The sequence below is a fragment of the Bacillus sp. FSL K6-1560 genome (assembly GCF_038592935.1).
Classification (GTDB): Bacteria; Bacillota; Bacilli; order Bacillales; family Bacillaceae; genus Bacillus; species Bacillus subtilis.
Map to the genome: position 1 here is coordinate 914,472 of NZ_CP151946.1, position 15,152 is coordinate 929,623.

16 protein-coding genes are annotated in these 15,152 nt (G+C 46.6%); 13 read left to right on the top strand and 3 right to left on the bottom strand.

Going from position 1 to position 15,152, the window contains the following annotated elements; genetic code table 11:
• The first annotated feature begins 72 nt into the window (after positions 1 to 72).
• Entirely contained in the window at positions 73 to 213 is a 141-nt protein-coding gene (locus NYE22_RS04925) for a hypothetical protein (RefSeq protein WP_161621278.1), read from the top strand.
• 37 nt (positions 214 to 250) lie between these two features.
• Here the strand turns inward: NYE22_RS04925 and yumC are convergent, their stop codons facing one another.
• On the bottom strand, positions 251 to 1,249 hold the full coding sequence (gene yumC / locus NYE22_RS04930; RefSeq protein ID WP_003220618.1) for a ferredoxin--NADP reductase 2: 999 nt from the start codon (positions 1,247 to 1,249) through the stop codon (positions 251 to 253).
• Between the two features lie 331 nt (positions 1,250 to 1,580).
• Here yumC and NYE22_RS04935 point away from each other — a divergent pair, with 331 nt between their 5' ends.
• The 4 genes from NYE22_RS04935 (at position 1,581) to spsC (ending at position 4,250) form a co-directional block, all read left to right on the top strand.
• A complete protein-coding gene (locus NYE22_RS04935) occupies positions 1,581 to 2,801 on the top strand; it encodes an NAD(P)/FAD-dependent oxidoreductase (RefSeq protein ID WP_161986403.1) in 1,221 nt (406 codons plus the stop codon).
• Positions 2,802 to 2,973: 172 nt separating this feature from the next.
• Positions 2,974 to 3,117, top strand: a complete 144-nt coding sequence (locus NYE22_RS04940) for a YuiA family protein (protein ID WP_003243733.1) — start codon at positions 2,974 to 2,976, stop codon at positions 3,115 to 3,117.
• A gap of 53 nt (positions 3,118 to 3,170) precedes the next feature.
• A complete protein-coding gene (locus NYE22_RS04945) occupies positions 3,171 to 3,491 on the top strand; it encodes a YuiB family protein (RefSeq protein WP_257437328.1) in 321 nt (106 codons plus the stop codon).
• A gap of 114 nt (positions 3,492 to 3,605) precedes the next feature.
• Positions 3,606 to 4,250: a stationary phase survival protein SpsC gene (spsC, locus tag NYE22_RS04950; RefSeq protein WP_163182295.1), complete on the top strand. Its 645-nt coding sequence runs from the start codon at positions 3,606 to 3,608 to the stop codon at positions 4,248 to 4,250.
• Between the two features lie 29 nt (positions 4,251 to 4,279).
• Here spsC and NYE22_RS04955 read toward each other — a convergent pair whose 3' ends face one another.
• The gene (locus NYE22_RS04955) at positions 4,280 to 4,756 is read right to left on the bottom strand and encodes a divergent PAP2 family protein (RefSeq protein ID WP_003244337.1); all 477 of its coding nucleotides are present in this window, start codon (positions 4,754 to 4,756) and stop codon (positions 4,280 to 4,282) included.
• 157 nt (positions 4,757 to 4,913) lie between these two features.
• On the opposite strand from NYE22_RS04955, the gene NYE22_RS04960 reads away from it, so the two are divergent.
• Both NYE22_RS04960 and NYE22_RS04965 read left to right on the top strand, forming a co-directional pair.
• Positions 4,914 to 6,416 (top strand): leucyl aminopeptidase, encoded by a 1,503-nt coding sequence (locus NYE22_RS04960; protein WP_342412359.1) that lies wholly within the window; start codon positions 4,914 to 4,916, stop codon positions 6,414 to 6,416.
• A 147-nt stretch (positions 6,417 to 6,563) separates the two neighbouring features.
• Positions 6,564 to 7,892, top strand: a complete 1,329-nt coding sequence (locus NYE22_RS04965; RefSeq protein WP_003228736.1) for a Na+/H+ antiporter family protein — start codon at positions 6,564 to 6,566, stop codon at positions 7,890 to 7,892.
• 53 nt (positions 7,893 to 7,945) lie between these two features.
• On the opposite strand, the gene NYE22_RS04970 is transcribed toward NYE22_RS04965, so the two are convergent.
• Positions 7,946 to 8,548 (bottom strand): BioY family transporter, encoded by a 603-nt coding sequence (locus NYE22_RS04970; RefSeq protein WP_003228737.1) that lies wholly within the window; start codon positions 8,546 to 8,548, stop codon positions 7,946 to 7,948.
• Between the two features lie 100 nt (positions 8,549 to 8,648).
• On the opposite strand from NYE22_RS04970, the gene NYE22_RS04975 reads away from it, so the two are divergent.
• From NYE22_RS04975 to NYE22_RS05000, 6 genes are all read left to right on the top strand, one after another.
• Positions 8,649 to 9,245: a sulfite oxidase-like oxidoreductase gene (locus NYE22_RS04975; RefSeq protein WP_342412360.1), complete on the top strand. Its 597-nt coding sequence runs from the start codon at positions 8,649 to 8,651 to the stop codon at positions 9,243 to 9,245.
• 213 nt (positions 9,246 to 9,458) lie between these two features.
• On the top strand, positions 9,459 to 10,328 hold the full coding sequence (gene besA / locus NYE22_RS04980; RefSeq protein WP_070547713.1) for a ferri-bacillibactin esterase BesA: 870 nt from the start codon (positions 9,459 to 9,461) through the stop codon (positions 10,326 to 10,328).
• A 193-nt stretch (positions 10,329 to 10,521) separates the two neighbouring features.
• Positions 10,522 to 11,307 (top strand): 2,3-dihydro-2,3-dihydroxybenzoate dehydrogenase, encoded by a 786-nt coding sequence (locus tag NYE22_RS04985; protein ID WP_031315322.1) that lies wholly within the window; start codon positions 10,522 to 10,524, stop codon positions 11,305 to 11,307.
• A gap of 25 nt (positions 11,308 to 11,332) precedes the next feature.
• On the top strand, positions 11,333 to 12,529 hold the full coding sequence (gene dhbC, locus NYE22_RS04990) for an isochorismate synthase DhbC (protein ID WP_021480516.1): 1,197 nt from the start codon (positions 11,333 to 11,335) through the stop codon (positions 12,527 to 12,529).
• A gap of 28 nt (positions 12,530 to 12,557) precedes the next feature.
• Positions 12,558 to 14,177, top strand: a complete 1,620-nt coding sequence (locus tag NYE22_RS04995) for a (2,3-dihydroxybenzoyl)adenylate synthase (RefSeq protein WP_070547711.1) — start codon at positions 12,558 to 12,560, stop codon at positions 14,175 to 14,177.
• Between the two features lie 27 nt (positions 14,178 to 14,204).
• Complete coding sequence (locus NYE22_RS05000) at positions 14,205 to 15,143, top strand: isochorismatase (protein ID WP_070547710.1); 939 nt, start codon at positions 14,205 to 14,207, stop codon at positions 15,141 to 15,143.
• Positions 15,144 to 15,152: the final 9 nt, after the last annotated feature.

Sequence of the window (15,152 nt, forward strand, 5' to 3'; positions counted from 1 at the left end):
TACGTTCAGCAAAGCTTGGTCGTTCAGCACCAAGCTTTCTTTTGGCATGGACATGGGAAAGGAGCGAATAAAATGGCCCAAAACGAAGAAAAAATACCGAAGTCCCAAAAGATTCAGGACCGCATTATTATGGCAATGATCTGGGTAGTCGCAGCCCTTGTGATTGCGCTGGTTGTAGGAACTGCATTGAATTATATAAATATCTTCAAATAAAAAAGGAGCTGTGTCGCAGACACAAGCTCCTTTTTTATTATTTATTTTCAAAAAGACTTGTTGAGTGAAGAGGCTGTACGCGGGCTTTCGGGTCCATGTAAGCCTTGGCGTTGTTCACTGCTGTCGGTGCCTCGCCGAAGCCGCTGGCAATCAGGTTGACTTTTCCTTCGTATGTACAAATGTCACCTGCTGCAAAGAAGCCTTCGATATTTGTTTCCATTGTTGATTTTACGACAATGGAATTTTTCTCGATGTCCAGACCCCAGTTTTTGATCGGTCCAAGAGATGAAACGAAACCGTAGTTGACGATTAAGTCATCAATTTCTAAAATCTCTTTGCGGTCGCCTTTCACTTCTTCAAGCACTAGCTGTTCGATTTTGTCTTCGCCGATCAGCTCCGCAGGGACGAATGGTGTCAGGACATTAACCTTCGACGCATGAAGGTTTTCCACACTGTGCTCGTGCGCACGGAACTTGTCACGGCGGTGAATGATCGATACTTCTTTTGCGATCGGCTCAAGCATAAGCGCCCAGTCAACCGCGGAATCTCCACCGCCAAGGATCGCAACGCGTCTGCCGGCAAATTTTTGCAGATCATCAACGAAGTAATGGAGGTTTTTGCCTTCATACTGCTCGGCATTTTCAAGTTCCAGCTTTCTCGGTTTGAATGCGCCGTTTCCTGCAGTGATGATGACCGTTTTAGAGTAGTGGGTTTCTTCATTTGTTACAAGCTTAAACACGCCGTCCGCTTGTTTCTCAACAGATTCAACCGCTTGCTCCAGACAAATGGTTTGGTCGAATTTTGCCATTTGCTCTTTTAGGTTATTGATAAGCTCTTGCGCACGGATTTTCGGGAATCCCGCTACATCATATATATACTTCTCAGGGTATAGGGCGCTAAGCTGTCCGCCGAGCTGAGGCAGGCTTTCGATAATTTTGACGCTTGCCTGTCTCATCCCGCCGTAAAAAGCGGTGAATAAGCCGACCGGTCCCCCGCCTATAATTGTAATATCATAAACCTTTGTATCCTCTCGCATACGAAAATTGCCTCCTAAATGAAAATTGTTATTAATTATACCATATTGCCGTTCAAATTGACGAGTCAGCAGAAAAAATCGTAAGGATCTAACGTGCCCATCCGTTCTTGAAAATATTTCCGCAGGCCGCTACGATAATAACCAAATGAAATGATCTTTTTCTGAATGTTTCTTGGGCCAGCCGGATAAACATGATAATAGTGCTACGGGTAAGGACTTCACAAAAAACTTTTCAATATATTTCATAAAATCCCGCCAATAAGCTGAAGCTAACACAAATGATGATTTTATTATGGGTCTAACAAAAGCAAAAAAAGAGAAGGTGGATGTGATGGCATTGAATAAGCCCAAAATCGTGATTTTAGGTGCAGGATATGGCGGATTGATGACGGTGACAAGGCTGACGAAGTATGTCGGGCCGAATGATGCTGACATTACGCTTGTAAATAAACACAATTATCATTATGAAACGACATGGATGCATGAAGCGAGCGCGGGTACGCTCCATCATGACCGCTGCCGTTATCAGATAAAAGATGTAATCAACCAGTCACGGGTGAATTTTGTACAGGATACCGTAAAGGCAATCAAAATTGATGAGAAAAAAGTTGTGCTTGCGAATGGAGAACTGCAGTACGATTATTTAGTCATCGGGCTCGGCGCCGTGCCTGAAACGTTCGGCATTAAAGGCTTAAAAGAATATGCGTTTCCGATTGCCAACATCAACACGTCGCGCCTGCTGCGGGAACATATTGAGCTGCAGTTTGCGACTTACAATACGGAAGCGGAAAAACGGCCGGACAGGTTAACGATCGTTGTTGGCGGTGCCGGATTTACGGGAATTGAATTTCTTGGCGAACTGGCTGCTCGCGTGCCGGAGCTCTGTAAGGAATATGACGTTGACAGAAGCCTTGTCCGCATCATTTGTGTGGAAGCAGCGCCGACCGTTTTGCCGGGCTTTGATCCGGAACTTGTTGACTATGCCGTACATTATCTTGAGGAAAACGGAGTTGAGTTCAAGATCGGCACGGCTGTACAAGAATGTACACCGGAAGGAGTCAGAGTCGGCAAAAAAGATGAGGAACCAGAGCAGATCAAATCGCAAACCGTTGTATGGGCGGCAGGTGTCCGCGGTCATCCGATTGTGGAGGAAGCCGGTTTTGAGAATATGCGCGGCCGAGTCAAAGTCAACCCTGATCTCCGCGCCCCGGGATATGACAATGTCTTTATTCTCGGCGACAGCTCGCTGTTTATGAATGAAGATACAGAGCGCCCGTATCCGCCGACTGCGCAAATTGCAATGCAGCAGGGCATAACGGTCGCTAAAAACCTTGGCAGGCTTATTAAAGGCGGAGAGCTTGAGGAATTCAAGCCGGACATTAAGGGAACAGTGGCTTCTCTTGGCGAGCATAACGCGGTTGGGGTTGTTTATGGCAGAAAGCTGAAAGGCACGCCCGCTTCGTTTATGAAAAAAGTCATTGATAACCGCTCACTGTTTATGATTGGCGGACTCGGACTGACATTGAAAAAAGGCAAGTTCAAGTTTTTCTAAAAACCCGCGGAAGCGGGTTTTCTTTATTAAAAAACGCCAAAATAAAAAGAAAACGAGAGGAAAATAAGTATGTTTCCGCTTACATCAAAAGATTTGTCACATGATCTGACTTTATTGTTGACAGCTTGATATGGTATATTATCAGAAAATTAAGAAAAAGGGTGATGATTAGATGAAAACTGCAACGACAACCGCTTCACATGCATGCCCATTTTGTTCAGGAAAAGGATATTTTCAATTGATTCTCGGCGGTTCAGAGACTTGTCCGTCTTGCCAGGGGACAGGAAAAGACAGTCATTCTTTTTCCAGCCGTTGACTTTATTTCCACCCCAGCGTTACACTAAAAACAACGCAGGGGGGTGGAATAGGTTGATTAGTCTGCCAGTCGTAATCATCTCAATTGTTTTGTTTTTTGTCTTGTTTTTTGGAATCGGTTTCTTATTAAACATGCTGCTGAGAATGTCTTGGATTATGGCTGTGATTTATCCGATTGTATGCCTTTTCATTATCAGCAAAGAAAAGCTGATCAGCTATGTCCAGTCGCCGGGAGAATCCTTTGCCAGCCTGTTTCATCGTGTCTTATCATTAGCGGCTGCCGATGTACTGATTTTAGTCAGCGGTTTGGCCGGCGCCATCGTGTCCGGTATAGCGATCAACATACTCAGAAAAAGAGGATATCAAATGTTTTAAATGCCGCTTTCTTCTAAAGAAAGCTTTTTTTATGCGTTCAGCTCATTCATCATTTTGAATAATGCTCTCTCCACTTGGGAACAATGATTCGGAGGAGAGGTGAATGATGTGAATATGATCAGACGTTTGCTGATGACCTGTTTATTTCTGCTTGCATTTGGCACGACATTTTTATCAGTGTCAGGAATTGAAGCGAAGGACTTGTCAAAATGGGTGCAGGAACATCAGGAGAAGCACTTGAAGCATGCAGGACTGACATTAAAAGCATTGCAGCAGAAACAAACACAAACCACGTCCGCGGCTGAGGATAAAACTAAACCGTTAGAAGAGGCATTTGATTGGGATGAATATCCAGTCCAAAGAGTAACAGCAACAGGCTACACAGCAGGAGCTGAGTCGACGGGCAAAAATCCCGGTGATCCATTATACGGGCTTACATATTCAGGTGTGAAAGTGAAACGGGATTTATATTCCACGGTTGCTGCTGACCCGTCCGTTTTCCCGATCGGAACAATTTTATTCATTCCGAACTACGGTCTCGGCGTTGTGGCCGACACAGGATCAGCTATTAAGGGAAACCGCCTTGATCTGTACTATGAGACAGTCAAAGATGTATACAATGAATGGGGCAAAAAAACCCTTGATGTATATGTGATTAAAAAGGGAACGGGAAAAATTACCGAGGATGAGCTTGAGAAGCTCAATGAAACAAAATCTTTGCAAGTGTTCAGAAATCAATATAAAACTGTGAAAGAATAAAACGCTCCAGCGAAAGCAGGAGCGTTTTTTTACATGAAAAAGTAAGCGAGTACCAATGTCAGTAAAATACCTGTTAGTCCTCCGAAAAAGACTTCGATCGGCTGATGTCCGAGAAGCTCTTTCAGCTTTTTTTGCTTTTCTTTCTCTGCAGCCTTAGGGAAGTCCTTCGCTTCATTTACGAAACGGTTAAAATCAATGACAAGCTTATTAATGACTGTTGCCTGCTCACCGGCATGACGTCTGACGCCAGTTGCGTCAAACATGGTTATGACGGCGAAAATGGCGGAAACCGCAAAGAGTGAGGAGTCTAATCCATGCTCCAAGGCTACGCCTGTTGAAAGTGCAGTGACCGCTGCGGAGTGAGAGCTGGGCATGCCGCCTGTGCTTGTGACCAGCGACCAGTCCAGTTTTCTGGACACGATAAACTGTATGGGCACTTTGATGACCTGAGCAAAAATAATTGCGGCCAGGCTTGATAATAAAGGAAAATTCGTTAAAAGTTCCATCGGCGACATCCTTTCTATTTGAAAAATCCTTCGTGTTTCAAAAGAAAAAAGCAAGTCTTAGACTGTTGTTTGTTAAAATAAGTATAGTGGAAAGAATGTTTTTCCTATTATACCATTGTTCATTACAAATACCCATTACGTTAGGAGTGTAAGCCTCATGTTTTATGCGGTTCAACAATCAGAGCATACAGAAACCCTTGTGGTCGGGCTTTTTCAAAAAAGCCAGCTGACAGGAAAAGCGTTGGAAATTGATGAAATGCTCGAAGGCCATCTGACACAGCTTTTAAAAGAGGGGGATGTCTCTGCGAAACCGAATCAAGTATCAAAAGTATTCCCTCCATCTTCTGCGGGTATGAAACGGATTTATTTCGTTGGTCTGGGGAGAGAAGCAAATTATTCGTTTGAACAGGCGAAGGAATGTTTTGCTCATGTTTTTCAAGCCATTCATAAAGATCGAAAACAAGAAACTGCTGTTCTGCTTGATACGTTTATTTCGGAAGACGTGCCTCCAGCCGATGCCGCGCATGCTTTAGCTGAGAGCTGCCTGCTTGCTTCCTATGAGGTGCAGGATTATAAGCACAAATCAAATGAGCCTGACAAACAAATTGAAGCTGTGTATGTTGTAACAGATGAAGATACACAGGAAGTGCAGGCCGGGCTTCGCGTCGGCCAGGCATACGGACAAGGGACAAATTCGGCTAGAACGCTTGTGAATATGCCGGGAAACATGCTGACAGCGACTGACCTTGCTTCGTATGCTGAAGAGCTTGCGGCGAAATATGATTTTGAGTGTGAAATATTGGAGAAATCAGAGATGGAAGAGCTCGGTATGGGCGGAATACTTGCGGTAAACCAAGGCTCCACCGAACCGCCGAAAATGATTGTGTTAAAATACCAGGGCAAAAAGGAATGGGAAAACGTCGTTGGACTAGTCGGGAAAGGAATTACCTTTGACACAGGCGGCTACTCCATTAAAACGAAATCTGGAATTGTCGGCATGAAATCAGATATGGGAGGAGCAGCTGCGGTTCTCGGTGCTATGGAAACGATCGGAGAGCTTCGTCCCGAGCAAAACGTGCTGGCCGTTATTCCATCAACCGATAATATGATCTCCGGCGGGGCCATGAAGCCGGATGACGTGATCGTATCTTTAAGCGGAAAAACAATAGAAATCCTTAATACGGATGCTGAAGGAAGGCTAGTGCTTGCAGATGGCATTACATACGCGAAACAGCATGGCGCATCAGTTCTTGTCGATGTAGCTACGCTTACCGGCGGCGTCGTTGTGGCATTAGGAACAGAAACAACCGGTGCAATGACAAATGATCAAAGCTTTTACCAGCAGGTAGCTGATGCTGCACAAGAGTGCGGAGAGGCGATCTGGCAGCTGCCGATAACAGAGAAGGATAAAAAACGCGTGAAAAGCAGCCAAATGGCGGATCTCAACAATTCACCGGGACGCGAGGGACATGCGATTATGGCAGGAACGTTTCTTGGTGAATTCGCTGAGTCAACACCTTGGGTTCACCTTGATATTGCAGGAACAGCGACTGCCAATAAAGCAACCTGCTTCGGGCCGGCCGGGGCTACTGGCGTTATGGCAAGAACACTGGCTACACTTGCGGAGCGATTTACATTGGAAGAAGATAAAAACGAGTAATGAAAAATCCCTGCTGTTATGATGCGGCAGGGATTTTTTCTTCCGAAATCTTTAGTTGACTAAAGTGGATCGGTTATGATACGATACGTTCGTACTTTATTTATCTACTACATTAGCAAACTAAAGGATTTTTGGAGGGGTATCATCATGAATGCAGTCGTCATCGCAGTCCTGCTTATGCTTGTATTAAGCCTGCTGCGTGTCAATATTGTTATCGCATTAATTATAGGCGCCTTGGCCGGCGGGTTAACAGGCGGGCTCGGTCTTGGCGAAACGGTTAAAGCTTTCACAGACGGTCTCGGCGGAAATGCCACCGTTGCAGTCAGCTATGCCATGCTTGGCGCGTTTGCCGCCGCTTTGACGAAAACAGGTCTTCCGGACGCAATGGTGGAAGCCTCCGTTAAATTAATCGGAAATAAAGAAGATTCTCGAAAAAAAGCACTGTCTAAGGTGCTGATTGTGCTGATTATTTTAATTGTATCTTGTTTTTCGCAAAACGTCGTTCCGGTTCACATCGCGTTTATCCCGGTGCTGATTCCGCCGCTTTTGAAAATCTTTAATGAACTTGAAATGGACCGCCGTCTGATCGCGTGTGTAATTACATTTGGCTTAACGGCTCCTTATATTTTGCTTCCGGTCGGTTTCGGCCAAATCTTCCAAGGCATGCTGAAGGACAATATGGCGGATGCTGGGTTAAACGTTCCGCTTGCTGATATTCCGTACGCACTGATTATTCCAGTTGCAGGTATGGTTGTCGGCCTTATTTTATCAGTGATCGTATACCGTAAACCGAAACAATATGAAACAAAAGACATTTCAGGTGCAGAAGCATCGCCATATACGAGAAAAAGCATTGGTATCGCGGTTCTAGCCATTGTTGTGTCACTCGGCGTCCAGCTTTACTTATCTCAGACTTTGGGAGTAGAAGGAATGATTATGGGGGCGCTCGCTGGTCTGATTGTTCTGTTTGTCAGCGGTGTGATGAAGCGTGATGAAGCGGACTCACTGATTACTGATGGAATGGTTTTAATGGCCTTTATCGGCTTTGTCATGCTTGTTGCAGCCGGATTTTCAAACGTATTGACGAAAACCGGAGATGTCGAGTCACTGGTCAAAACGTCAGCTGGTTTTATCGGACACAGTCAGTCCTTGGGCGCATTGCTGATGCTCATTGTCGGCTTATTAATTACAATGGGGATCGGATCTTCTTTTGCGACGATTCCTGTTATCACAACCATTTTCGTGCCTCTATGCATGCAGCTTGGATTCAGCCCGATGGCAACGATTGCGATTATCGGAGCTGCTGCTGCCCTCGGCGATGCCGGTTCACCTGCCAGTGACAGTACGCTTGGGCCGACTTCAGGTTTGAGTGCGGACGGCCAGCATCACCACATTTGGGATACTTGTGTGCCGACGTTTATATTTTATAATATTCCGCTTGTCATCTTTGGCTGGATTGCAGCGCTTGTTTTATAGGAAAAAGGCTCCCATTTACTGGGGAGCCTTTTCTCGTTATGATAAAAAAACGTTTACGTAGATGATATGTGATTTCTGTTAAAGCCGGTTGCTTTATGAATAGAGCGGTAGATTGCTGGTGCGATAAACGACAGTATCACAGCCAGCGCTGTATCTTTTACCATAAACCAAATCATAAAGCCCCAAGCCGTGCCGTAGCTCACTGGCGTATGAATCCACAGCTTCAGTGCAAGATACATATAGGTAGTGCCGATGAGATACATGATCGCTGTTCCGATAAGTGAAGCAATGAGAAATCGAATTTTACTTGGCTGAATGTTTCGTTCTAAAAACCACCCCGCTGCAAATGCTGCCGGGATGTATGAGATAATAAACCCGCCGCTTTTCCCTGCAAACGGGGCGAAGCCTGCTGAAAATTGAGCAAACACAGGCGCTCCGGCCAATCCGACAAGTGCATATACAATCATGGCAATCGCTGCTCGTTTGCTGCCAAGAAGCAAAGCTGCCAAGAGACAGAAAAACGGCTGCATCGAAAGCGGAATGCCGGCTACTTGTAAAAAGGGTGCTACTGATGTAATGTTGGCCCCGACAGCCATAAGTGCGGCGAACATGCCAATCAGCGCCATATCTCCCGCACGAAGTTTACGTTGTTTCATCGTTGTTCCCCCTTAGGTTGACATACACAATCATAGAGTAATAAAGAACAAAAAGATTGTCAACATGATTTTAAATTAGGTTAACAAAAAGGAGGCCCATATGTATTTCGGAAAAACAAAACAGTCCGATCAATCTAGAAGAGTGCCGCCAAATCAAAACATCACCACTTCATTTCCTGTGCTTCATACCGGAAATGTCCCATATTACGAAGATATGACGAAATGGAATCTTCAAGTATACGGTTTGGTTGACCATCCGATGCTGCTAAGCTTTGAAGATGTCAAAGCCTTTCCACGGTATGAATCGAAAAATGACATTCATTGTGTCACGGGATGGTCAAGGCTTGATAATGTGTGGCAAGGCGTGCGGGCTTGTGATATAGCGGAAAAAGCGGGTGTAAAAGAAGAAGCTGGCTACGTCATTTTACATGCTGAAGAGGGCTGGACGACCAATCTGCCGCTTGATGATTTCTTAGCGGAAACTTCCCTTCTGGCTTATGCGCATAATGGCGAACCTTTAACCCCTGAACACGGCTTTCCGCTGCGGGGTGTGTTTCCGCATCTATATTTTTGGAAAAGCGCCAAGTGGCTGCGCGGCATCCAATTTACGAAAGAAAATCACCCTGGCTTTTGGGAGCGGAATGGCTATCACATGAGAGGCGACCCTTGGCAAAATCAAAGGTTTACATGGGATTAAGGTTCTATTTCAAATAGGACAATCCGCATCTTTATTAGGTTTTTACTTCCATATTGATAGTCTGCAGGTACCTTATTTGATCAAGGTGCCTTTTTTATTCGGGAAAAAGTTGACTTTCTTTGGAAGAAAACCTATTATTTGAGGTGTCTAGTTGATAGTGAAAATCATTATCATACATTGCGGTTTAGTTTAAGGAGAGGAATGTCGTACTGCATGAAAGAGCAAACAACAGACCGGACAAATGGCGGGACATCAAACGCATTTACGATTCCTGGTACGGAAGTGCGTATGATGTCTTCACGCAATGAAAACCGTACCTATCACATTTTTATCTCGAAACCTAGTACGCCGCCGCCACCCGCTGGTTATCCTGTGATTTATCTGCTGGATGCCAATTCTGTCTTCGGAACGATGACGGAAGCCGTTCGAATACAGGGACGCCGACCCGAAAAAACCGGGGTGATCCCTGCAGTGATCGTCGGCATTGGCTATGAGACAGCGGAGCCGTTCTCCTCAGCACGCCACCGGGATTTTACAATGCCAACAGCCCAATCGAAGCTGCCGGAAAGGCCCGACGGCAGAGAATGGCCGGAGCATGGCGGAGCGGAGGGCTTTTTCAGATTTATTGAAGAGGATTTAAAACCGGAGATAGAACGAGATTACCAGATTGATAAAAAAAGACAAACAATCTTTGGCCATTCGCTCGGAGGGCTTTTCGTGCTGCAGGTGCTGCTAACAAAGCCCGATGCGTTTCAAACGTATATCGCGGGAAGTCCGTCCATTCATTGGAATAAACCGTTTATTCTCGAGAAAACGGACCATTTCGTCTCTCTCACCAAGAAAAACAATCAGCCTATCAATATCCTGCTTGCCGTAGGAGAATTGGAGCAGCATCATAAAAGCCGGATGAATGATAATGCAAGGAAGCTTTATGAGCGGCTGGCCGTTTTATCTGAACAAGGCATACGGGCAGAATTTTGCGAGTTTTCAGGAGAAGGACATATTTCAGTTCTTCCTGTTTTGGTCAGCAGGGCGCTGCGTTTTGCGCTTCACCCTGACGGACCGCATCTATCAATGGGCTGAGACATACTCAGCCTTGCCTTTAAAAAAATATTTGTCACTGAAATTATATTTGACTGTCACATGACATTTGGATATGATTATTTTTATAATTGATAATGATAATCATTATCAATGGATTGCGTTTTTCAAGGCGCAGCAGTCTTTTTCGCTGGATGTCTGTTCGGCATTTAGAGCGAAGAAAGGAATTGATGATATGAATGCAAAGAGTATAGAGGGAAAAATTGCTTTTATAACAGGGGCTGCCCAAGGAATAGGCGAAGCTGTTGCGCGGACGCTTGCCAGTCAAGGCGCACATATTGCGGCAGTTGATTATAATCCTGAAAAGCTGGAAAAGGTTGTGAGCAGCCTCAAAGCAGAAGGCCGCCATGCAGAAGCTTTTCCTGCGGATGTGAGAGACAGCGCGGCGATTGATGAGATCACGGCGCGCATCGAACGTGAAATGGGGCCGATTGATATTTTAGTGAATGTAGCGGGTGTCCTTCGCCCGGGACTGATCCATTCGCTTAGCGATGAGGAATGGGAGGCGACGTTCTCAGTGAATTCGACTGGCGTATTTAACGCCTCGCGTTCAGTCAGCAAATATATGATGGACCGAAGATCGGGTTCGATTGTAACAGTCGGATCGAATGCTGCCGGTATACCAAGAACATCTATGGCGGCATATGCGTCTTCAAAGGCTGCGGCTGTGATGTTTACGAAATGCCTTGGCCTTGAGCTTGCAGAATACAATATTCGCTGCAACATTGTATCTCCCGGATCAACGGAAACAGACATGCAGTGGTCATTATGGGCCGACGAGAATGGAGCGGAGCAAGTCATAAAAGGATCACTTGAGACATTTAAAACAGGGATTCCGCTCAAAAAACTAGCCAAGCCTTCGGATATTGCGGATGCGGTGCTCTTTTTGGTTTCTGGCCAGGCAGGGCATATTACGATGCATAATTTATGCGTAGATGGCGGCGCGACCTTAGGCGTGTAACTGAATTTAAAGGAGGTTCATGAGAATGTTGGATCAAAACGTTATAACAGAAACAAAAGCGGAGCATTTGCTTCATGAATATCAGCCGGGCGCCTTTTTCTTAGCGTCTCCTCATCGTGTACTGTTAGCGAAAGGCATATGTGAAATCGTACCGGAGGCAGACGGGCAAAACCAAATGGAAACCCTTTCTGGCCGAATTGCAGAGGCGTTACGTCAGGCAAAACAATCAGGGCAAAGCCGGCCGCTTGTTGTCGGGGCCGTTCCTTTTGATCAAGTAAAAGCAGCGCGGCTCGTTGTACCTGAAGAAGTGCGCTGGTCAGGACCGCTTCAATTTGATCATGAGGAAAAGGAACAGCAGGCTGGGCATACATACCACATAAAGCCTGTTCCTGAACCTGAGGATTATAAAAATGGTGTTGAACAAGGGCTGACACGCATTGCCGATGGAACACTCAGCAAAATCGTCCTGTCCAGATCGCTGCATTTGACATCGCCTGAACCGATTCAGACGGATGAATTGCTTCGCCATCTGGCTCAGCATAACTCGCATGGCTACACGTTTGCCGCAGACGTGTCCAGTCAGGAGGAAACGTCTCCCCGCCGAACATTGCTCGGAGCAAGTCCGGAGCTTCTCGTTTCAAGGATGGGAACACAGGTTGTTTCCAACCCATTAGCCGGCTCAAGGCCGCGCAGTAATGATCCTGTTGAAGACCAGCGCCGGGCAGCTGAATTGCTTTCTTCCGCAAAGGATCTTCATGAGCACGCGGTTGTCGCTGACGCGGTTGCGGCAGCGCTGAGACCTTTCTGCCGGACGCTGGAGGTTCCGGAGAAGCCTTCACTGATCAAAACGGAAACGATGTGGCACCTGTCCAGCGTGATTAAGGGAGAGCTTTCCGACCCGTCTGTAACCGCACTTGAATTGGCGGCGGCTCTCCACCCGACGCCAGCAGTCTGCGGAACACCGACTGATCTTGCAAGAGAAGCGATTCTCAGCATTGAACCATTTGACCGCGGTTTCTTTACCGGCATGGTCGGATGGTGTGACGATGCCGGTGACGGAGAATGGATCGTGACCATCCGTTGTGCAGAAGCAGAAGAACGCTCACTCCGCCTGTATGCTGGAGCTGGTGTTGTGGCCGGTTCAAAGCCCGAGGACGAGCTTCAGGAGACGTCCGCAAAGTTTCGGACAATGCTGCGGGCAATGGGCGTGGATCACATATGAACAGAATGAATTGCTGGAGGGATGCAACATGCTGAAAGGATTTACGCCTTGGCCTGATGAGTTAGCTGAGACCTATCGAAAGAATGGCTGCTGGGCCGGCGAGACGTTTGGAGATTTGTTAAGAGACCGGGCAGCCAAATATGGCGACCGCATTGCGATTACATGCGGGAACACCCATTGGAGCTATCAAGAGCTTGACACAAGGGTTGATCGTTTGGCTGCCGGATTTCAGAAGCTCGGCATTCAACAGATGGATCGTGTCGTGGTGCAGCTGCCAAATATCAAAGAGTTTTTTGAAGTTATTTTCGCGCTATTCCGTCTGGGGGCGCTTCCAGTCTTCGCACTGCCTTCTCATCGAAGCAGTGAAATTACATATTTTTGCGAGTTTGCTGAAGCGGCTGCATATATCATTCCCGACGCTTATTCCGGTTTTGACTACCGTACGCTTGCCAGACAAGTTCAAAGCAAGCTGCCGACTTTGAAACACGTCATTGTCGCAGGTGAGGCAGAGGAATTTTTGCCGCTGGAGGATTTGCATACAGAACCTGTAAAACTGCCTGAAGTCAAATCTTCAGATGTGGCGTTCCTCCAGCTTTCTGGCGGGAGCACCGGGCTATCAAAACTGATTCCGAGGACCCACGATGACTACATATACAGCCTGAAGCGGAGTGTGGAGGTCTGCTGGCTCGACCACAGCACGGTGTACTTGGCCGCGCTGCCGATGGCACACAATTATCCGCTGAGCTCACCTGGCGTTCTCGGCGTATTATACGCTGGAGGAAGAGTGGTATTATCTCCTTCTCCAAGTCCAGATGACGCATTTCCTTTGATTGCACGGGAAAAGGTCACGATAACCGCTCTTGTTCCGCCTCTTGCGATGGTATGGATGGATGCGGCATCCTCACGCCGTGATGATTTATCCAGCCTTCAAGTGCTGCAGGTCGGCGGTGCCAAGTTTAGCGCTGAAGCCGCGCGCAGGGTAAAAGCTGTTTTCGGCTGCACGCTGCAGCAGGTGTTCGGAATGGCAGAGGGTCTCGTCAATTATACGAGATTGGATGATCCTGAGGAGATCATTGTCAACACTCAAGGAAAACCGATGTCCCCATATGATGAAGTGCGTGTTTGGGATGATCATGATCGCGACGTAAAACCTGGTGAAACAGGACATCTGCTGACACGGGGACCATATACAATTCGAGGTTACTATAAGGCGGAAGAGCATAATGCCGCTTCATTTACTGAGGATGGTTTTTACCGTACGGGTGATATCGTCAGGCTGACACGAGACGGCTATATTGTCGTTGAAGGCCGGGCGAAGGATCAAATTAACCGTGGAGGAGAAAAGGTTGCGGCTGAAGAGGTAGAAAATCATCTGCTGGCGCATCCGGCTGTCCATGATGCGGCAATGGTCTCCATGCCTGATCAATTTCTTGGCGAAAGATCTTGTGTGTTCATTATTCCCCGAGATGAAGACCCAAAAGCCGCAGAGCTTAAAGCATTTTTGAGAGAGCGCGGACTGGCGGCATATAAAATCCCTGACCGAGTTGAATTTGTCGAATCCTTTCCGCAGACAGGGGTAGGAAAGGTAAGCAAAAAGGCTCTTCGTGAAGCCATTTCCGAGAAACTTCTTGCAGGGTCAAAAAAATAAATCAACAATTTGAGAGGAAGTGTTCATATGGCTATACCTGCCATTCAGCCGTATCAAATGCCGACAGCATCTGATATGCCGCAAAACAAAGTATCATGGGTGCCTGATCCGAATCGGGCTGTCTTGTTAATTCACGATATGCAAAACTATTTTGTCGATGCTTTCACAGCAGGAGCGTCTCCGGTAACAGAGCTTTCAGCGAATATACGAAAGCTGAAGAATCAATGTGTTCAGCTTGGGATTCCTGTTGTCTATACCGCACAGCCGGGAAGCCAAAATCCGGATGACCGTGCGCTGCTGACAGATTTTTGGGGCCCGGGATTAAACAGCGGTCCTTATGAGGAGAAAATTATAACCGAGCTGGCACCAGAGGATGATGATCTTGTGCTGACAAAATGGAGATACAGCGCGTTTAAGAGAACGAATCTGCTTGAAATGATGCGCAAAGAGGGACGCGATCAGCTGATCATTACAGGAATTTACGCCCATATCGGCTGTCTTGTTACAGCATGTGAAGCATTTATGGAGGATATTAAAGCCTTTTTTGTGGGAGATGCAGTTGCTGATTTTTCATTAGAAAAACATCAAATGGCGCTGGACTATGCGGCTGGACGCTGTGCGTTTACCGTGATGACTGACAGTCTTCTTGATCAGCTGCAGAATGCGCCGGCAGACGTTCAAAAAACGTCAGCAAACACTGGCAAAAAGAATGTGTTTACATGTGAGAATATCCGTAAACAAATTGCTGAGCTTCTACAAGAAACACCGGAAGACATCACAGATCAAGAGGATTTGCTCGATCGTGGTCTTGATTCGGTAAGGATCATGACATTGGTGGAACAATGGCGCCGTGAAGGGGCAGAGGTGACTTTCGTGGAATTGGCTGAACGCCCAACGGTCGAAGAATGGCAGAAATTGCTCACAACCCGCAGCCAGCAAGTGCTGCCAAACGCGGATTATTTATAAAAGGAGGGT